Source organism: Allocatelliglobosispora scoriae (assembly GCF_014204945.1).
Lineage (GTDB): Bacteria > Actinomycetota > Actinomycetes > Mycobacteriales > Micromonosporaceae > Allocatelliglobosispora > Allocatelliglobosispora scoriae.
In genome coordinates this window covers 2,882,473-2,902,188 of sequence record NZ_JACHMN010000003.1, presented here as the reverse complement: position 1 = coordinate 2,902,188, position 19,716 = coordinate 2,882,473, and the positions used below count along the sequence as shown (strand labels likewise).

14 protein-coding genes are annotated in these 19,716 nt (G+C 71.1%); 5 read left to right on the top strand and 9 right to left on the bottom strand.

From position 1 onward, the window contains the following. Nucleotides 1–173: 173 nt before the first annotated feature. Nucleotides 174–2,468 (top strand): helicase C-terminal domain-containing protein, encoded by a 2,295-nt coding sequence (locus F4553_RS39095; RefSeq protein WP_184846650.1) that lies wholly within the window; start codon nt 174–176, stop codon nt 2,466–2,468. Here F4553_RS39095 and F4553_RS39090 read toward each other — a convergent pair. Beyond that, nucleotides 2,376–3,638 carry an aminotransferase class I/II-fold pyridoxal phosphate-dependent enzyme gene (locus tag F4553_RS39090; protein WP_184846648.1) on the bottom strand — a complete coding sequence of 421 codons (1,263 nt, stop codon included), beginning with the start codon at nt 3,636–3,638 and terminating at the stop codon, nt 2,376–2,378. The two genes, F4553_RS39095 and F4553_RS39090, sit on opposite strands and share 93 nt — an antisense overlap. 220 nt (nt 3,639–3,858) lie before the next feature. On the opposite strand from F4553_RS39090, the gene F4553_RS39085 reads away from it, so the two are divergent. The 4 genes from F4553_RS39085 (at nt 3,859) to F4553_RS39070 (ending at nt 8,372) form a co-directional block, all read left to right on the top strand. After that, nucleotides 3,859–4,866 carry a TIGR03617 family F420-dependent LLM class oxidoreductase gene (locus F4553_RS39085; RefSeq protein WP_184846646.1) on the top strand — a complete coding sequence of 336 codons (1,008 nt, stop codon included), beginning with the start codon at nt 3,859–3,861 and terminating at the stop codon, nt 4,864–4,866. 108 nt (nt 4,867–4,974) lie between these two features. Continuing rightward, nucleotides 4,975–6,162 carry a hypothetical protein gene (locus F4553_RS39080; RefSeq protein ID WP_184846644.1) on the top strand — a complete coding sequence of 396 codons (1,188 nt, stop codon included), beginning with the start codon at nt 4,975–4,977 and terminating at the stop codon, nt 6,160–6,162. Between the two features lie 117 nt (nt 6,163–6,279). Beyond that, nucleotides 6,280–7,656, top strand: a complete 1,377-nt coding sequence (locus F4553_RS39075; protein ID WP_221470656.1) for a lamin tail domain-containing protein — start codon at nt 6,280–6,282, stop codon at nt 7,654–7,656. 218 nt (nt 7,657–7,874) lie between these two features. Continuing rightward, nucleotides 7,875–8,372, top strand: a complete 498-nt coding sequence (locus F4553_RS39070) for a hypothetical protein (protein WP_184846642.1) — start codon at nt 7,875–7,877, stop codon at nt 8,370–8,372. 61 nt (nt 8,373–8,433) lie between these two features. Here the strand turns inward: F4553_RS39070 and F4553_RS39065 are convergent, their stop codons facing one another. The 8 genes from F4553_RS39065 to F4553_RS39030 all read right to left on the bottom strand — a co-directional run bounded on the left by F4553_RS39065 (nt 8,434) and on the right by F4553_RS39030 (nt 19,662). Then, nucleotides 8,434–9,603, bottom strand: coding sequence for a glycoside hydrolase family 16 protein (locus tag F4553_RS39065; protein ID WP_184846640.1), 1,170 nt, complete (start codon nt 9,601–9,603; stop codon nt 8,434–8,436). After that, the gene (locus F4553_RS39060; protein ID WP_184846638.1) at nt 9,603–10,859 is read right to left on the bottom strand and encodes a BNR-4 repeat-containing protein; all 1,257 of its coding nucleotides are present in this window, start codon (nt 10,857–10,859) and stop codon (nt 9,603–9,605) included. Before F4553_RS39060 ends, F4553_RS39065 begins: the two co-directional genes overlap by 1 nt. Next, entirely contained in the window at nt 10,852–12,066 is a 1,215-nt protein-coding gene (locus F4553_RS39055) for a mandelate racemase/muconate lactonizing enzyme family protein (RefSeq protein ID WP_246468041.1), read from the bottom strand. The genes F4553_RS39060 and F4553_RS39055 overlap by 8 nt, the downstream gene beginning before the upstream one ends. Before the next feature lie 5 nt (nt 12,067–12,071). Continuing rightward, a complete protein-coding gene (locus F4553_RS39050) occupies nt 12,072–15,647 on the bottom strand; it encodes a glycoside hydrolase family 2 TIM barrel-domain containing protein (protein WP_184846634.1) in 3,576 nt (1,191 codons plus the stop codon). Nucleotides 15,648–15,696: 49 nt separating this feature from the next. Beyond that, a complete protein-coding gene (locus F4553_RS39045) occupies nt 15,697–16,725 on the bottom strand; it encodes a glycoside hydrolase family 88 protein (RefSeq protein WP_184846633.1) in 1,029 nt (342 codons plus the stop codon). A 10-nt stretch (nt 16,726–16,735) separates the two neighbouring features. Beyond that, nucleotides 16,736–17,578 (bottom strand): fumarylacetoacetate hydrolase family protein, encoded by an 843-nt coding sequence (locus F4553_RS39040; protein WP_184846632.1) that lies wholly within the window; start codon nt 17,576–17,578, stop codon nt 16,736–16,738. A gap of 159 nt (nt 17,579–17,737) precedes the next feature. After that, entirely contained in the window at nt 17,738–18,370 is a 633-nt protein-coding gene (locus F4553_RS39035; RefSeq protein WP_184846631.1) for a bifunctional 4-hydroxy-2-oxoglutarate aldolase/2-dehydro-3-deoxy-phosphogluconate aldolase, read from the bottom strand. Further along, nucleotides 18,367–19,662: an extracellular solute-binding protein gene (locus F4553_RS39030; protein WP_184846630.1), complete on the bottom strand. Its 1,296-nt coding sequence runs from the start codon at nt 19,660–19,662 to the stop codon at nt 18,367–18,369. Before F4553_RS39030 ends, F4553_RS39035 begins: the two co-directional genes overlap by 4 nt. Between the last annotated feature and the right edge of the window lie 54 nt (nt 19,663–19,716).

Below are 19,716 nucleotides of genomic sequence, written 5' to 3'. Positions count from 1 at the left end.
GCACCGCCACGGCGGAGCGTCCAGCGGTCCTCGGGACGGTGAAGAGCCGGACCCGTAGCTCTGACGGCTGACGTGCCTGCTTGGGTCGGCCGGTGATTCGGTCGACGGGTAGCGTAGCGGTGTCTCAGGACCGTTCGCCGTCCGCGCGAACCCCCGGATTCAGGAGCCCGCCGATGATCGACGCCATGGTGATGCGCGACCTCGGCGAGCACGGCCTCACCGGCCTGCTCCAGCGGCGCCCCGATGCCCTGACCGCGCCCGTTCCCCTGTCGTTGACCGAGCTCGCCGAGCGGCTGTCGACCCCCCGGTCGGTGGTCGGCGCCCTGCAGCGGCTCAACCGGCCGACCCTGCAGGTCGCCGAGGCGATCGCGGCACTCGGCGGCGAAGCGGACCCGATCACGCTGCGGCACCTGCTCGGCAGGCCCGATCCGGCCGCTCTCCAAGACGCGATCGCGTCCCTTGTCGACCATGGGCTGCTGCGGACAGGTGATCGCCCGGTGCTGATGCCGATCGTCCGGGATGCCTTCGGCAAGCCCCTCGGACTGGGCATCTCCGTGCAGGAGGCGCTGGCTCGGCGTACCAGCGAGGAATTGCGGGGTTTCGCGCGCGGCCTGCGCGTCACGGCGGCGCCGCGCAAGGCCGAGACCCTCGCGGCCGTGACCGCCGCACTCTGCGACGCCGCGCACGTCCGGGCCGTCGTCGCCGACGCACCGGAGGCGGTGCGCGATCTGCTGCACCACGTCGCCCTGACCGGCGAGGACGTCGACTTCATCGACCTCGGCTTCTACGGCGGGCGGCGGCCGGAGCAGCCCGAACGCTGGGCGATGGAGTGCGGCCTGCTCGTTCGGACGGACTGGGGATACGAGCTGACCATGCCGGCCGAGGTGGCGCTGGCGCTGCGCGGTGAGACCTATACCGCGCCCTTCGACGCGGTCCAGCCGCAGGTCGCCCGCGTCGCGGTCGACCCGGCCACGATCGCGCGGGCCGCCGCCGCGAGCGGATCATCGCTGGTACGCCATGCGGCCGCCCTGCTCGGCGAGGCAGACCGGGCGCCCCTGACCACGCTCAAGTCCGGTGGCCTCGGTGTCCGGGAGATCCGGCGGCTCGTCAAGCTCATGGGCTGCGCCGACCACGAGGCGCTCCTGTGCCTGGACCTCGCCGAGGGCGCCGGTCTGCTCGCCCGGGCCGAGGCGGGGGTGGCACCGACCGCCGCTTACGACGAGTGGCTGCGCAGCGAGCCCGCAGCTCGGCTCACCGTGCTCGTCGAAGCCTGGTGGCGGCTGCCCTTCGTGCCGCTGCAGCCGTCCGACGACCCGCTGGACGCCCCGGTGCTGCGGTCCGCGCTGCTGGGCGAGGCGGCCCTCGTACCGTCGAGTGCGGTCAAGGATCCGGCGCCGCTGATCGCCTCGATGATCTGGCAGCGGCCCGCCGCCTTCGGTCCCGGGTTCACTCCCGAGCACGCGCTCGCCACGTGGCGCGAAGCGTCACTGCTCGGCCTCATCGGTGCCGACGCGGTCAGCCCGGCCGGGCACGCCCTGCTCGGCGGCGGGAACGTCGCCACGACGATCGGGGATATCGGCAGCTCGCAGCGCATCGCCCGGCTGCAGGCCGACCTCAGCGCCATCGTCGCCGGAACCCCGGCACCCGAGCTCACCGAACTGCTCGATCTCACCGCGGATCCGGAGACCCGCGGCACCGCGAGCACCTGGCGTTTCAGCCCGGGCAGCGTCCGCCGCGCACTCGACGCCGGGCATACCGCCGCCGAACTCCTCGACCGGCTCGCCGCGATCTCCCCCGACGGGCTGCCGCAGCCGCTGACCTACCTGCTCAACGACGTCGCGCGCCGCCACGGCAACGTCCGGGCGATCGCTGCCGGATGCTGCCTGCGCAGCGACGAGACCGCACTGCTCGCCGAGATCGCGGCCGACCGCCGCCTGCGCAAACTCGGCCTGCGCCTGATCGCCCCCACCGTCCTGACGTCAACCGTCTCCCTCGCGGAGACCATCGCGGCTCTCCGGGACGCCGGTTATTCCCCCGTCGCCGAGTCCGCCGACGGCCAGCCCGTCGTGGAGGTCCGCACCACCGTCCGCAGCGCCACGGTCGCTGCCCAGCCCAAGCCCCGCACCGCTCCTGCGGACTCGGTGGCGGATCCGGTGACGGTTGCGAAGGCTCTGCTCGCGGCACCGGACATGAGTACGGCCAAGCCGACCCCGACCTTCGCCGCGCTCCGCGCGAATTCCCGGCAGCTCAGCGACGCCGAGGTGCGGGTGCTCGCCCATGTGGTCGAGAACAGGTTGCCCGTCACCATCGGGTATGTCGACGGAAACGGCAGCAGCAGCCTGCGCGTCATCGAGGAGATCGAGCTCCACGGCGGGTCACTGCATGCCTGGTGCCGGACGCGTGCGGACACCAGAATGTTCAATGTCAGCCGCATCGCGACCGTCCAGCCCCTCGGGCCCGGTGAGTAGCTCCCGGCTGAGCCGGACGAATACGTCCAGCACGTGGTCGAGCTGCTCGTCGGTGTGGGTCGCCGTCACCGTCATCCGCAACCGGCACCCGGCGGCGGCGACCGCGGGCGGCACGACCGGGTTGGTGAAGACACCGGCCTCGAAGAGCCGCGACCACATCCGGTAGGTCGCCTCCGGAGTGCCGGTGAGCACCGGGATGATCGGCGTCCGGGTCGCACCGAGGTCGAACCCGGCCGCCCGCAGCCCGTCGCGCAGCCGCGCGGTGTTGCGCCACAGCGCCGCCCGGCGTTCGGGCTCGCGCCGCAGCACCCGCAGGGCGGCGAGGACTCCGGCGGTGTTGACCGCGGGCAGCGACGCGGTGAACATCAGCGGCCGCGACTGGTGGCGCAGGAAGTGGACGACGTGCTCGTCTCCGGCGATGTAGCCGCCGATCGAGCCGAGCGCCTTGGAGAAGGTCCCGACGATGAGGTCGACCTCGCCGGTCATCCCGTAGTGCCCGGCGGTTCCCTGTCCCTGCGGGCCGAGGACGCCGAGGGCGTGGGCGTCGTCGACCGCGAGCGCCGCGCCGTGCCGCCGGGCGAGCGCGGCGAGGCCGGGCAGGTCGGCGATGTCACCGTCCATGGAGAAGACACCGTCGACCGCGATCAGGACCCCGGTGCCGTCGGCGACCTGCGACAACCGGGCCGCCAGCTCCCCGAGGTCGCCGTGGCGGAACCTGCGCGCCTCGCCGTAGGAGAGCTTCGCGCCGTCGAGCAGCGAGGCGTGGTCGAGCTTGTCGAGCAGGACCAGGTCGCCGCGCCCGACCAGGGTCGAGATGAGGCCCAGGTTGGCCTGGTATCCGGTGGAGAAGACGAGGCAGTCGTCCTTGCCGAGGAAGGCGGCGAGTTCCCGTTCGAGCTCCCCGTGCAGGTCCAGGGTGCCGTTGAGCAGGCGGCTGCCGGTGCTGCCGGAGCCGTAGCGCCGCAGGGCCTCCCGGGCGGCACCCAGCACCTCCGGGTGGTGGGTGAGGCCGAGGTAGTTGTTGGAGCCCATCATGATCCGCTCCTCGCCGTCGATGACGACGACGGTGTCGGCGGACTCCGAGATCGGGCGGAAGTAGGGGTAGGTGCCCGCGTTCTGCAGGTCCCGAGCGGTGGTGAAACGGTTGCACTTGTCGAAGAGGGAAGGCACCGGAGCTCCAGGTCTGCGGCGTCGCCGCTGAGTGGATCGTCGCTGGCGATCCGCCCGCTGCGCCGGGGGCCGACTGCGATGATCATGTCAGGACGACCGGTGGATGCGTAGAGCGATCAGGATGGATTCCTCACCCCCGATCGGCCGACCAGCGATCCGCGCCGTCCGATGCCGGACGGGTCTGCGACGATTGCCCGGCCACTACCACGCAGGGGGATTCATGCTCGTCGACTTCGGCGCCGACATCGCGGCGACGCCGTTCCAGGTGGAGGCCGCTGCCGTGGCCGCCGAGGCGGCGGGCTACGACGGGCTCGGCGTGCCCGAGACCCGCCACGACGTCTTCACCGGGCTGACCCTGGCCGCCCGCGCCACCGAGCGGATCACGCTGCAGTCGTCGATCGCCGTCGCGTTCGCCCGCAACCCGATGACGGTCGCGATGCAGGCCAACGACGTGCAGCTCCTCTCCGGCGGCCGGTTCCAGCTCGGCCTCGGCTCGCAGGTGCAGGCCCACATCGAGCGCCGCTTCGGCATGCCCTGGAGCCGGCCGGCCGCGCGGATGGAGGAGTTCATCGCCGCCGTCCGGGCGATCTGGCGGACCTGGTCGACCGGCGACCGGCTGCACTTCAAGGGTGCGTTCTACACCCATACGCTGATGACGGAGTTCTTCAACCCGGGCCCCAACCCGCACGGCAACCCGCCGATCCTGCTGGCGGCGGTCGGCGAGCGGATGGCCGAGGTCGCGGGGCGGGTCGCCGACGGCGTGCTGTGCCACAGCTTCACCACCCCGGCTTACCTGGCCGAGCACACGGTGCCCGCGGTCAGGAAGGGCCGGGGCGGTTCGCTCGACGGGTTCACGTTCTGCCTGCCGGTGCTGGCGGTGCTCGGCGCCGACGAGCGGGAGCGGGCCATCGCGGAGGCGGCGATCCGGCAGCAGATCGCGTTCTACGGCTCGACCCCGTCCTACCGGCCGGTGCTGGACCAGCACGGCTGGGGCGACCTGGGTGAGCGGCTCAACCTGCTGTCGCGGCAGGGCGCCTGGAAGGAGATGGGTGCCGCGATCGACGACCCGGTGCTGTCGACCTTCGCCGTCAGCGGGAATGCCGCGCAGGTCGCCGCCGGGCTGCGGGAGCGGTTCGGCGCGACGGTCGGCCGGATCTCGCTCTACACGCCCTACCCGGTCGACCCGGCTCTGACCGCCGAGGTGATGCGGCTGCTGAGGGAAGCATGACATCGACGATGATTGGTGCCGTTTCGTAGCGGATCTGTAGCGGACATCGTGAGCATGAGAAGCACTTCGCCCGATAGGGCACGAACTGCGACTCTCGAAGGAGTGCTCATGCGCCGACTCCGTTCCCATCGGTGGGCCAGGACGGGCCTGGTCATCGTGGCCGGCCTCGCCGTCTCGCTCATAGCGGCGCCCCAGCCGGCCTCGGCCGCGGTGGCAACTCCCAAGGTCGTCTCGACGGCACCGTTCGCCATCAAGGTCAACTATGGCGCGTACGCCGCCGCGGCCGCCGCCCTCGACGCGCTGCTGCCCAGCAAGACGGTCGGCAACGTCATGGACGACGCCAACTACGACCGCCGGGCGCTCTGCAACACCAGCACGCTCAGCGCCCTGGTCGGGACGGTCGACGGATTCTGCTTCAACGCCGACGACACCGCCGACTGCCACACCTTCCCGCAGGGCCTCACGACGACCCGCGACGCGACCGGCGGTGACTACAGCGGCCACCAGCTCGTGGCGACGAGCTGGTACCAGAAGGACGAGTGCGGGGGCGACACCACCATCCGCAGCAAGATCATCCTAACCGACTGGGACGCCGACTTCCCCAACATGTACCGCAAGCTGATGCTGGTCAAGCCCTACACCGACGCACAGGGCAGGCCCACCTTCAGCGCCTACACGATGCACACGTCGGGCATCTCCTGGTACGGCAACTACCTCTACGTCTCCAACGGCTCGGTCGGCCTGGAGGTCTTCGACATGCGCAAGATCTGGCAGGTCAGCACCGGAGACGGCATCGGCCGCCAAGCCGACGGCACCTACACGTCGGCGGGCTACAAGTACGTGCTGCCCTCGGTCGGCACCGTGCGCAACGCCGGCTCGTCGGGACTGCAGTGGTCCACGCTGGGTCTGGACCGGGCCAAGACCTCCCTCGTCACGACCGAGTGGATCGAGACCACCGGGACGAAGCACGCGGTGCGCTTCCCCCTCGACGCCACCACCCAGGTCTTCAAGCCGGGCGCCGACGGCATGGTGCACGCGAGCGAGGCGCTGACCTACACCTACCCGCACGTGCAGGGCGCGGTGTCCCACAACGGGCGCTGGTGGTTCGGGGCGAGCTCGCCCAAGGCGCTCTACTACTGGGAGCCGGGAGCGGCGGCGAAGTCGTTCACCTGGGTCTCGGTGACCGAAGGGCTCTCCTACTGGGAGGACGCCGACGGTCCGGATCTGCTGTGGACGGTTCGCGAGAACGAGGGCACCCGCAACGTCTTCACCGTGGAGCAGGCGAAATATTCCTGACAGCCGGGGTCACCGCTGCGTTCGTCCGTTGTTCAGCTCGCAGCCGTGGCCCCGATGAACGATACGGCGAAGCCCATGATCGTGGGCTTCGCCGTAGCTGTGAAGGGAAGAACCACTGTGCGTATCTTTCGGCTCACCATGGCGGTCCTCGTCGGGGTGGCGACTGTCGGACTGCTCAGCCCGGCGGCACACGCGGACGCCGCGGACATCCGCATCAACGAGGTCGAGTCCAGCGGTGGCAGCCCCGGCGACTGGGTGGAGCTGACCAACATCGGCACCACTGCGGTGAGCCTGTCCGGCTGGGTGGTGAAGGACAACGACAGCAGTCACACGTTCACGATCGGGTCGGGCGTGTCGCTGGCACCCGGCGGGTACGTCGCCCTCGACGTGGACCCGGCGTTCGGACTGGGAAGTGCCGACTCGGCGCGGCTCTACCAGCCCGGCGGCAGCACGCTGGTGGACACCTACTCCTGGACCAGCCACGCCTCCACCACCTATGGCCGGTGCGCCAACGGGACCGGTTCCTTCGTCACCACCACCGCGGCCACCAAGGGCTCGGCCAATGCCTGCCCGCCCCCGCCGCCCAGCGCGTGGCCGGGCGGCTCGGCCGTCGCCAACGCCGACACCAGCGGCTTCTTCGGCACCAACCTCAGCGGACTGTCCTATGAGGGCACCGGTGTGGTCTGGGCGGTGAAGAACGGTCCGGGCAGGCTCTACCGGCTCATACCCAACGGCTCGTTGTGGCAGGCGGACACCGCGAACGGCTGGTCGGCCGGCAAGACCCTGCGCTACGCCAACGGCTCCGGCGACCCGGACGCGGAGGGCGTGGTCGTCACCCCGGACGGGATCCTGGTGGTCACCGAGCGCAACAACGACCAGAGCGGCACCAGCCTGCAGAAGGTTCTGCGATTCAGCGCGGCCGGTACCGCGACCACGCTCAACGCCACGGCCGAGTGGAACCTCACCGCCGACCTGCCGTCGGTCGCGGCCAACAGCGGTCTCGAAGGGATCACCTGGGTCCCGGACGCGACTCTGACGGCGGCGGGCTTCCGGGACGAGCACACCGGTGCGGCCTACGACCCGAACTCCTACGCCAACCACGGCAGCGGGCTCTACTTCGTCGCCGCCGAGGCCACCGGCACCGTCTACGCGTACGCACTGACCCAGACGGGCACCGGCTTCACCCGGGTCGCCACGATCGCCAGCGGGCTCGCCGCCGTCATGGACCTGGAGTTCGACCCGGCCACCGGACGGCTCTGGGCCGCCTGCGACGACACCTGCCAGGGACGCGCGGTCACCATGGTCGTCAACGCGCAGGGCCGGTACGCCGCCACCACGACCTACAACCGGCCGACCGGGATGTCGAACTACAACAACGAAGGTTTCGCCATCGCTCCCCCGGCGGCCTGCTCCGGCGGCCTGAAGCCGGTGCTGTGGTCGGACGACGGCAACACCAGCAGCCACGCCCTGCGCAGCGGAACCATCGCCTGCTGATCCGAACCTCGACCGCTCGCATGATCGCGTTGTTTCCGGGAAGCGGTGCCCTCACCCCGCCTGCGAGGGGACTGTTTCCCGGAAACAACGCGATCATGCATTTCCCGAATCCGTGGGCTCGTTTTTTGCGATGTCAACTCTCTAGCCCGTGAATCGCCGAAAAACTACTCTCCGTTACTTTCAACGGACATTGCCTTACAAAATGCTACAGTTTTAGCATGATTTCGTCACTTTCAGTAATTGCACTCACTGCGGCGGGCCTGGCGATGGGCGCACCCGTCCTCGAGTCCACCGAGAGCATCTTCTCGGTGACCGTCACCGACATCCAGGTCGCCAGCCAGGGCCGGGGCTGCCTCATGCTGGAGGGCAGCGTCGACGCGCACACCGACGAGCTCGCGCAGCCGGTCTTCGCCAGCAGCCCCGGCCGCCCGACCGTCGTCTGCTCCGGGCTCGGCGGCAGCCTGCCGGTCGACGACGCGGCGACCTTCCAGGTCGTGAGCTTCGGCAGCGTCGACGTGGACAGCCCGTTCACGGTCGAGTTCGAGCTCGACCAGGTCGGGGCGTTCCGGTCGCAGCCGTTCGCGCACGGCTCGGTGGACTTCTCCGTCCACCCCGATCTGAACCCCGGCGCCTGCGTCAGCCTGCAGCGCGACTGGCAGGACGCCGCCCGCCAGACCCTGGTCCGGGTCACGGTCAGCTTCTGCGCCACCACCTGAAGGGGCCGTCACGGGTGGGGCGGGCCCGGCACGGTCCCGCCCCACGATCACGAAGGGCTGGTCAGGCCCGGACGAACTTGACCGCGTCGGCCCGGGCACAGCCCGAACCGCTGGAGGTCAGCTTGACCGATCCAGCCGTGCCGGCCGCGAAGGAGTAGGAGCCGAGCGACACCCATCCCGACGTGCCGGTCGTACCGTTGACGTACGACGTGCTGGTGACACCATTGTGGACGGTGTCGTAGCGGACGTTGCTGTCGCTGTTGGCAGCGGCGATCTTGTAGACGAATACCTCGTAGTTCCCGGCCGCACCCAGGTTGGGCCGCCAGGTGGCGGTGTTGCCCGCACTGTGGCAGGCGGCGTATCGGCTGGGCGAGGTGTAGTTCCAGCCGTTCAGCGTGGAGGCGAGCCAGGTGCCGGTCTCGGAGTAGCCGTAGGCGGCCGGACCGTCGTTGTCGAGGTAGTAGTCGCGCTGCCAGTACTTGATGTAGTCGAACTGCACCGCCGTCGGCAGGAACGCCGGGTCCGGTGACGTGCCGTAGCCGATGCTGGTGAGCCAGATGTTGGTGTAGTCGTGCGTCCACTGCGCCGGGGTGTAGGGCGCGGTGTATTTCAGCACGCCGTCGATGAGGAACTTCACCGACGTCTCGGACCAGTCGATGCCGTAGACGTGCCATTGCCGCAGGTCCAGCCCGGTGTTGTAGGTGGAGCCCGGGTGGTAGGCGTCGATGGTGGAGGTGCCGTTCCAGGCGTGGACGCCGGAGTGGTTGGTATTCAGCGCCGTCGGCGACGACTTCGAGTCGATCTCGAAGCCGTCGATCTCGGTTCGCCGCTCCGGTCCGAAGGTGGTGCTGCCGTCCCCGGCCATCAGCCAGTAGGAGCTGTGCCAGCCCACCCCGTCGTTGATCTTCGCCCGGGTCTCGTAATACCCGTAGCGCAGCGCCTGCTTGCTGATGAGACCGCCACCGGTGAAGCTCTTCCCGGCGTACGCCTCCTGTTTGAGGTTGATGCTCATCAACCCACCGGCGACCGTGACGTTCTCCGGGCGCTGCGCGCTGAACGCCTTGACGTCGGTGCGGAAGTTCCACTTCGCGGTGTCGACGGCGGTGCCGTTGAAGTCGTCGTTGAAGGCGAGCGTCCAGCCGGTGCCGACCGGGTCGGCCTGCGCCGGAGCGGCGGTGACCAGGGCGGCGGCGCATGCGGCCACAGCGGTGAAGATGACAAGGCGGCGCATTAGTTCCTCCCGTAATAGAGGTGCCCGCCGGCGGAGTCGGCGAGGTAGAGGATGTCGGTGCCGGTCGCGTCGCGCTCGACGGCGAGCCGGTCGATGACCTTGCCGGGTGCGACGGAGGCGCTGACCCAGGTCGTCGCGGGCAGGGTGGCCATGAAGACCCGGTCGGTGCCGGTGGTGGTGATGTAGTAGATCCGCTTGCCGTCCGTGGGGTGCCAGGTGATGTCGATCGCGGCCGAGGTCTGGCTCGCGGAGTAGACGGTGTCGTGCGACCACGCTCCCCCGGTCACCCAGGCGTAGCGGACCATGAAGGTGGCACCGCTGGCGGTGTTGCGGTAGCGGTAGGCGACCTTGGGACTCGTGCCGTCGAGGGTGAGCTTGGCGCTCTGCACGGCGGGTCCGGTGCTGGCGTTGCCGCCGTAGACCTCGTTCGCCTCCAGCGGCTGGATGATGTCGGCGGTGGCGAGGCTGACCGGCACGGTCTCGACGGCCCCGCTGCGGTCGGTGAAGACGCCGGTCGACGGCTGATAGCGCAGGTAGCTCAGCTCGTGCCGGAACGCGGTCGCGGGGTACAGCCCCCACTCCCACAGGATGTGCAGGTTGCCCGCGCTGTCGAACTGCAGGTCGTCGGGGTAGACGGCCCGGTTGGCCGACTCGGCGAACTTCCCGATCAGCGACCAGGTCGAGGTCGCGTTGGTCCAGCGGTAGAGGCGCCCGGACCGGGCGGTGGCGCCGTCGAGGCGGGCGATGAGATACAGGTCGCCGTTGGGCGCGACCGTCACCACCGGGTAGGTGACGCCGACGCCCTGGTCGGGCAGGTCGGCGGAGTGGTTCTGCGGGTTGCCGCCGACGGTGTCGGAGCGGAAGTAGCGCCACGCGTTGTTGTGCATGGAGGCGAAGACGTGGAAGCGTCCGCTGCCGTCGCGGGCCATCGAGGGCTGGTTGTGGCCGATGTCGTCGGTGTACTCGGCCTGGGACCCGCCGTTCATCACCGGCAGCCTGGTCCAGGCACCGGCGTTGTCGCGGCGGGCGATCGCGACCTTGTGCGTCCCGGCGGTGGCGCCGGGTTCGTTGAAGGCCAGGTAGGCGTACTGGTTGCCGGTGACGTGGGTCTCCAGCGGCGACCACCAGGCCGCCTGGTTGGACGAGTCGATGGTGTAGGGGACGGTGGTGATGACGGCCGCGGCGCTCGCCGAGCCGGGTGGGAGCAGGGCCAGAGCCGCGAGGACCGCGACACCGACCAGCGTTGTTCTACGCATGACACTCCTTGACTGACTGCCCGGCGAGGCGCCGCACCGTCGGTTCGTCGACGGTGATGCCCAGGCCGGGCGCGGTGGGCACGGTGCGGACCATCGGTCCGCCCGGCCCGGGGAGGGGTGCGTCGAGGTCGGTGGCGACGGCGGCGAGCGGGTTCTCGACGATCCAGTGCTCCATGACCTCGATGTTGGGCATCGCTGCCGCGCACTGCAGGCTCGCTGCGAAGTGCACCGCCGAGCCGATGCTCACGTGCGGGGTGGCCTGCGCGCCGAAGGCGTCGGCGAGCGCGGCGATCCGCATCGTCTCGGTGATCCCGCCGGCCCGGCAGACGTCCGGTTGCAGGACGTGCAGGGCACCGGCGCGGAGGAACTCCAACGCCTGGTAGCGGTTGGCGAGGGAGTCCAGGGCGATCGGCAGGTCGAGCCGGTCGGCGAGCAGCCGGTAGTCGTCGAGCTGCTCGGGCGGCACCGGCATCTCGAAGAAGCCGACGCCGAGGTCCTGCAGCCCGCGCCCGACCCGCAGGGCCTGGCGCACGTCGTACTGCCCGGCTGCGTCGGCGTAGACGGTCGGCAGCACCGCCGCCACCTCGGCGACCGAGGCGAGGTCGCGCTCCGGGGTCACCCCGATCGCGACCTTCGCGGCGGTCCAGCCGGCGTCGCGCAACCGCTGCGCGGTCTGGCGGACCGTCGCGAGTCCAGCATCGCCGGAGCCCGCGGGCGCCGCGGGGATTCCCGAGGCATAGACGGGTACGCCCACCCGGAACCCGCCACCGAGGAGGCTGTGCACCGGCTGGCCCAGGGTCCGTCCCCAGGCGTCCCACAGCGCGATGTCCACCCCGGCGACGGCTTCCAGCCAGAACCCGGCGTCGTGCCCCCGGACCCGCATCGCGGCGTACATCCGCTCCCACGTCACCGCGATCTCGTCGACGGAGCTGCCGACGACGAGCGGCACGAGCAGCTCCGTGACGAGCGCGGCGGTGACCCGGGCGGCGACGGGCGCCTTGGACTCGCCCCACCCGACGACGCCGTCGCTCGTCTCGACCCGCACCAGGACGGTGTCGATCGTGGCGGAGTAGGCGTAGCGCCGCCGCGCCCGCACCGGGTAGGTCCCGAGCGCGGCCCCGCTGGTGCTCCAGGCCCTGGCTCCCCAGTAGCGCTCGCCGATCGGCTCGGCGAGCAGCGGGAACGCCTCGACGGAGACGACCTTCATCGCGGTCACACCACCGGGGTGAAGCGGATCGCGTTGGTCCGCAGGAACCCGCCGCTGAAGCTCGTGACGACCTTGCCCGCGCCCGCCGCCATCGCCCAGGTGCCGAGGGTGATCCAGGCACCCGACTGGGTCACCTGGTTGACCGCGACGGTCGCGGTGCCGCCGGTGTGGGTGACGGCGTACTGGGCGGCGGTGGTGCTGAGCGAATTCGCCGGCACCCAGATCTCGACCTTGTAGCTGGCGGCCGCGGCGATCGTCGGCCGCCAGGTGGCGGTGGCACCGGCGGTGTCGCTGTAACGGCTCGGGGTGCCGTCGACGCCGATGAGGGAGCTCGCCGACCAGGTGCCGGTCGTCTCGGTGTAACCGACGGTGCCGGAGCAGTTCGGCGCGGTCGCCGCGACGGTGAGCACGACCTGCCGTGGTCCGGGCGTGCCGGGCACCAGGTACGCCGACGACCCCGCGCTGATCCCGCCCGAGGTGACCGCGCGGACCCGGTGTGTCCGTCCGGCCGCCTCGGCGATCGTGCCTAGCAGGAGGCTGGTGACACCGGCTACGGTCGCCAGTGGTGTCTCGGCACCGCAGTCGTCGACGGTGACGAGGTAGCCCTCGGCCCCGGCCACGGCGGTCCAGGTGAGCGTCGTCTGGCCGCCGCTGTTGGCGCTGGTCAGACCGGTGGGTGCGGTCGGCGTACCCCCGGGGGTGGTGGGTCTGGTCCTGGCGGTGACGGTGACCGGTGACGACCAGCCGGTGGCGGTCTGGGTGCGCACCGCGAGCGTGTGGTTCTGGTCGGCAGACAGGCCCGGCACGGTCAGCAGGTCGACCGCGGCCGCCTCGATGACGTGGGTGGCACCGCCGGTGACGGCGACCTCGTGCCGCTCGGCATAGCGGTCCGGCGTGATGCGGACGCCGAGGCTGTCGTCGCCGCGCAGCGCACCGTGGACGGTCGTGGTGATCGTCCCCTGGGTCGCGGCGGTCCGGGGCTCCGACCAGGCGGTGATGACGGCGGAGGCGTTGCGGGCCCGGATCCGGACGCTGTGCGCCTGCCCGGCCGCGAGGCCCTCGATCCTGGTCGACGCCTTCAGCGTGGTCAGGTAGTCGCGGACCACGGTCCCGCCGGTGCTCACCTCGACCTGGTAGCTGACGGCGTTCGGCACCGTCATGAACCCGGCGACGAGGCCGCCCGGGATCGGGGCGAGGTCCTGCCAGCGCGGCGGCAGGCCGAGCGCCCCCGCCGACGGGGTGACCGTGACCGGCGCCGACGCCGCGGAGCTGCCGAAGCCGTTGCGGGCCTTGACCGACACCTGGTAGGCCGTGCCGTTGGCCAGCCCGGTGATGTCGATGAACGGGTCGGCCGTGTCGACGGAGGTGACGACGGTCGAGCCGACCGTGGCGGTGGCCTGGTAGCCGACGGCTCCCGCGACCGGTGCGAACGCGATCCGCAGCGCCCCGTCGGCGGCGACGGTCGTGATGCCGCCCGGCGTGGACGGCAACCGCAGGTCGGCGGTGGTGACCGCCATCTCGTAGCCGAGCGGGCTGAGCAGCGTCAACCGCTGCCCGACCGCCGTGCCCGGGTCGGTCCAACCGACGCCGACCTGGATCGGCGCGGCGCCGGGCGCGATCTCCGGCAGGTCGATGAGACGCCCGTCGAGCACCTGACCGGCGGCGTTCGTCACCTGCCAGGCGAGCCGGTAGCCGCGCAGGATGTAGGCGGGCGCGTCGGTGGCGAGGGTCCCCCGCGGCGTCAGCGTGAGCAGGCTCAGCCGCGCGCCGGACCCGGCCGAGGTGGTGATCGCGAGCGACCGGATCGGCGCGTTCGTCGCCTGCAGCTGCGGGTACGCCCGCTTGAGCTGCCCCCACACGTTCTGGATGCCCCAGCCGCGGACCTGGTTCGGCGAGGTGCCGCTGTAGTTGCTGCGGTAGTCGTTGTAGGTCCAGTGCGACGACCCGATCAGCCAGGGCCGCCCGGTGAACGCGGTCGCGGTCGCCGCCGAGCTGGTGGTGAAGTCGACGTCCTCGCGGGTGATCGGGAAGGTGAAGGAGTCCGAGCTGTACTCGCTGACGAAGATCGGCTTGTTCGGGTAGAGGTTGTGCACGTGGTCGGCGCCGCTGCCGAACCCGCCGTACATGTTGATGCAGGCGAAGTCCGTGTACTGCAGCGCCTCGTCGGCCCCCGTGGCGGCGCTGCCGAAGCTGTTGGAGACGTAGGTGTAGAGGCGGGTGCTGTCCAGTGTGGACCGCGCGTAGTCGATGATGTCGTGCACGTAGGCGCGCCCGGCGGCGCTGGCGCCCTGGATCTCGTTCGCCACCGACCAGGCGATCACCGACGGGTGGTTGTAGTCGCGGCGGATCATGTCGGTGAGCTGCCCGACCGTCACCGGGTCGGTCGGGTTGAGGTTGGCGCCGCTCCCCCAGACCGGGATCTCCTCGATGATGAGCAGCCCCTTCTCGTCGGCGTAATCGAGCAGCTCCGGGGCCTGGGCGACGTGGTGGATGCGGGACATGGCGGCGCCGGACGCCTTCATCCGGTCCAGGTCCCGGCGGATCAGGTAGGTCGGCTCGGTGGCACCGACGACCCGGTCGTCGCCGACCCGGTTGTAGCCGTTGAGGCGGACCGGCTCGCCGTTGAGCAGCAGCGACGTGCCCTGCACCTGCACGGTGCGCAGCCCGAACCGGTCGGCGAGCGCGTGCCGGACGGTGCCGCCGACCTTAGCCGTGGTGGTGAACGTGTAGAGGTTGGGCTGGTCCAGGCCCCACAGCGCGAAGCTGCCGGTCGGCAGGTTGACGGTGAAGAGCCCTTCGGTGCTGCCGCCGGCCGGGACGGTCACCTGCACGCTCGGCACGGTGACTCCCGCGAGCACCTGCCCGGCGGCGTTGCTGACGACACCGGTCAGCGTCACGGTCTGCGCGGTCGCGGACCTGTTGGAGACGGTCACCCAGTTCTTGAGCTGCGCCGACGGTCCGGCCAGGGTGACGGTGGTGATGACGTGCTGGCGTTCGATCCGCACCGCGTCGTTGACGGTGAACCCGATCGACCGGCTGATCCCGCCCCACGGCCACCAAGCACCCACGGAGTAGGTGTTGTCGACGGCGACCGCGATCGTGTTGTCGCCGGACCCGGCGAGCAGGGCCGTCACGTCGTACTCGAACGCGGTGTAGCCGCCCTTGTGCTCGCCGAGCAGCGTGCCGTTGAACCAGACCTTCGCCTGGTAGTAGGCGGCTTCGAAGCGCAGCCGCACCACCTGCCCGGCGGTGTGGGCGGGGCTCGGCACCTTCTCGCGGTACCAGGCGAGACCCCGGTAGTTGGCGTAGGAGTCGTGGGCGTCCCAGTTGCCCGGGACGAGCTGGTCGGCCCAGGCGGTGTCGTTGAGGGCGGTGCCGGCGAAGCCGCTCGCCTCACCGGTCCGGCCGGGGTCGGTGGCGAACTTCCACACCCCGTCGAGGCTGACGTCGACCTGCCCGGCGGTGACGGCGTGGCCGGGTGCGAGCGCTTCGGCGCTGCTCGCGAAGAGGGAGGTGGGCAGGAGCGCACCGGCGGAACCGGCACCGATGATCTTCAGAATATCGCGGCGTGGCAGGGACATTGACGCCTCCGGGAGGACGGGGTTTCGGGTGGGAGCGGGTGAACGGATATCAAGGGGTCGCGGCGTCGAGGAGCGCGAGCAGGAGCGGGCCCTGGCCCCACGGGAAGACGCCGGTGGTGCGGTGGAGGTAGCTGTCGGTGGTTCCGGCCGGGGTGGCTGCCGAGACCGGCAGCCCGCCGTAGCCGTCGAGGGCGGTCACGGCCGCGCGGAGGCTCCGGTCGGCGAGGGCACGCCGGCTCGGATCCACCATCCCGGTACGCAGACCGTGGTAGATCCCGGCCGCCACCAGCGCCGAGACGCTGTGCTCGACCGGGGCGGCCGGGTCGTCGACGATGGTGCGCCAGGTCCCGTCGCGTTCGTGCCGATCCTCGGGACCGTTCGCGGCGCCGTTCTCGGGGCCTCTGCCGGGGCCGTTCTCCGAGCCTCTGCCGGGGCCGTTCTCGTGGCGGGCCAGCGCCGCCAGCAGTCGGGAAGCCCTGCGCCGCAGCGCGCCGTAGGCGGCGTCCCGCTCCGGATCGGCCGGTGGGAGCGCCACGAGGCCGTGCAGCGCCCAGCCCTGCCCGCGTCCCCAGTGGACACCGTTGGCGAGCCCGGTCGAGGTGGTGAACCCGTGACTGAATAGTCCGGACTCGTCCTGCAACCGGGCACACGCGAGGGTCATCGCGGCGGTGGCGGCGTCCGGCTGCCCGGCGAGCGCCAGGCCGGGCGAGTCGGTGTGCATGCAGTCGACCCAGACGGTGTCGCCGAGCTCGACCAGGTCGGGCCGGTGCACCGGCAGCGGGGCGCCGTCGCGCCAGACGGCGGCGACGAAGCGGGCGACCGCCGCGTCGACCCGGATCCCCGGCCGCAGCCGGTGCAGTTCGACGAGCACCTCGACCGGGATGAGGTGGTCGGTCGGCTCCGCCCGCCATCCGAGGGAGGGCACGACGAGGTCGGCGACCGCGTCGATCCACTCCGGACGGTCGTAGCGGTCTCCGGCGCGGAGCAGCCCCAGCAGGGCCATCCCCTCGCCGAATCCCCAGACCCGGTAGTCGTGGTCGAGCGTCCGCGACGCCACCGACTCGATCGTGTCGCGCATCCGCCCTCCCTCAGGCCTGGCCGATGACCTGGCGCTGGCGGCCCAGGCCGTCGATCTCGATCTCGACGATCTGACCGGCGCGCAGGTAGGGCTTGTCCGGCAGCCCGATCGCGCACCCGGGCGGGGTGCCGCAGTTGATGACGTCGCCGGGTTCCAGGACCATGAACTGGCTGGCGTACCAGACGAGGTAGGCGACATCGAAGACCATGTCGCTGGTGGTGCCGTTCTGGCGGAGCACCCCGTCGACCCACAGGCGCATGCCCAGCCCGTCGGCGTCGCCGAGCTCGTCGGGGGTGACGAGCCACGGCCCGAGCGGGTTGAAGGTCTCGCAGCTCTTGCCCTTGTCGATGGTGCCGCCCCGCTCGTGCTGGAAGGCCCGCTCGGAGACATCGTGCGAGACCGCGAATCCCCCGATCACGCCCTTCGAGTCAGCCGGCGAGTCCAGGTAGCGGGCGGTCGCCCCGATGACGACGGCGAGCTCCACCTCCCAGTCGACGGCGGTTCCCCCGCGCGGCAGCAGCACCGTGTCGTCGGGGCCGACGACGGTGCCGGCCGCCTTGAGGAAGAGCGCCGGCTCGTCCGGGTAGTCGGTCACCCCCGGCTTGCGGAAGTTGGGCCCGACGCAGACCACCTTCCCCGGCCGCGCGATCGGCGCACCGATCCGCTGCCCCGCGAGGTCCAGCACGGGCAGCCCGCCGGCGGCGACGGCCACCTCGGCGCGGTCCACCCCGCCGTGGGCGAGGAAGTCCCCGCCCACGTCCGGCGTGATCGCCGAGAGGTCGAAGACCGTCCCGTCCCGATCCATCGCCGCGGGCCGTTCAAGCCCGACCGATCCGATCCGCATGAACCGCATGGCACACCGCCTCCCGTCTCACAGGTCGAAAAAGACGCACCCCACCCAGCCACGGCGATTCCGCCGCGGCTCCGGTCACGCTGCGCTACAGCTATTTCGCGTTGATCAAGGGAAGACTCACCATCACGGGGGTCCGATATGCGGCGAGTCTTCCCTTGATCAACAGGAATTGTCGGGCCAGGCCGCCGCTGCGGCGGTGGCGAAGGCGGTGGCTCGGGTGTGCAGGGCGGGCCAGTCCCGGGACGCGACCAGGGCGGCGCTGACCAGGGCGCTGCCTACGCCTACCGCCACCGCACCGGCTGCCGCGTAGGCGCCGACCAGGTCGGGGGTGACGCCGCCGGTGGGGGCCAGCTTCAACTCCGGCATGGGGGCGAGGAGTTCGCGGACATAGCTCGGGCCCATCGCCCCGGCCGGGAAGACCTTGACCAGGGCGGCGCCCGCCTCGGACGCCGTCTCGATCTCGGTGGGGCTGAACGCGCCGCACATCACCGGCAGGGCGGTGGCGGCGAGGACGGGCAGCTTCAGGGTCGGGGTGACGAGGAACTGCGCCCCCGCGTCGCGCGCCGACAGCGCCTGCTGCGGCGTACGCACGCTGCCCGCTCCCACCAGGCACGATGCCGGGAGGGCGGCACGCAGCGCGGTGACCGCGTCGAGCGCGCCGGGGGTGGTCAGGGTGACCTCGACCGCGGTGAGGCCCGCGCCGGCGATGATCTCGCCGACGCGGACCGCGTCCTCGGCGGACGGCAGCCTGATGATGGCGATCACTCGGCCGAGCCCGCCGTCGGCACTCATGAGGTCAGGGCGTCCATCTGGGACTTCGCCGTGGCGAGAGCCTCCTTCGGGGCGGCCTTGCCGATCAGCGCCGACTGCACCGCGTTGGCGAGCGCCGTCTCGATCTGCGCGAACTTCGGGTAGATCCAGAACGGGTCCGGCGTGGTGTTGGCGCCGATCGTGCTGGTGAAGGCCGCGATATAGGCATCGCTGGTCACGTCGGAGGTCGCGAGTCCGGCCTTCGTCGTCGGCGGCAGGCCCGCGGTCTTGAACCACTTCGCCGTGTACGCCGGGTCGCTGGTGATCGTCGAGGCGAACTTCGCCGCGGCACCGGAGCCCTCACCTTGCAGGACGGCGAGCGCGTGGCCCCAGGCGAGGTGGCGCGGGGTGTCGCCGGACGCCTTGACCGGGCGGGAGATCGGCATCAGCTTGGAGCCGAGCTCCTTGTCGGGCGCCGTCTTGGTGACCGCGCCCCGGCCGCCGATCGCGTCCTCGTAGAAGCCGACCTTGCCCTGGGAGAAGAGCGCGCGGGCGTCGAAGCGGTTGACGTCCGGTGCGGTGAGCTTCTCGTCGTAGAGCTTCTTGTACCAGATCAGCGCCTCGACACTCGCGTCGTCGCCGACCGTGATCTTGCCGTTCTCGACGACCGGCGAGCCGAAGGCCCACATCCAGGCGATGAAGTCCTTGAGCTGGTCGACCTTCGTCATCGCGGCCCACGGTACGACGCCGCCGCCGAGGCCCTTGAGTGCCCGCAGCGCCTGCTCGAACTCGTCGATCGTCTTCGGGGCGGCGGTGATGCCGGCCCGGCCGAGCAGCTCCGAGTTGCCGATGAGGCCGATGCCGGCCGAGGTCCACGGCAGGCCGTACTGCTTGCCGGCCGCCTTGCCGATGCCGACGGCGGCGTCGGTGTAGCCGCCCTGGGCGACGAGGGGCCCGAGGTCGACGAGCTTGCCGGTGGCGGCGAGCGTCGCCAGCCACGCCACGTCGAGCTGCACGACACCGCTGAGGCTGCCGCCGCGTACCTGGAGCAGGAGCTGGTTGAGGTAGTCGTTGTAGGGGTACGACGCGGTCGTGATCTTGCCGCCGGAGGCACCGGCGTAGGTGTCGACGAGGCCGGTGAGGGCGTCCTTGGTGGAGGCCTCGTTGAGCGACCAGGCGGTGAAGTTGAAGTTCTTCACGCCGTTCTCGGCGAGCGGGTCGCCGGAGGTCTCGGACTTGCTGCCCGAGGGGGCGCAGGCGGCGAGGGCACTGGCTCCGGCGGCGAGGCCGAGCAGCTTGAACGCGTTGCGGCGGTTCATCGGTGACAGAGACATCGTTGTTCTCCAGGGGATTTGCGCTGGATCTTCAGGGAGGGGTGCAGGGTGGTG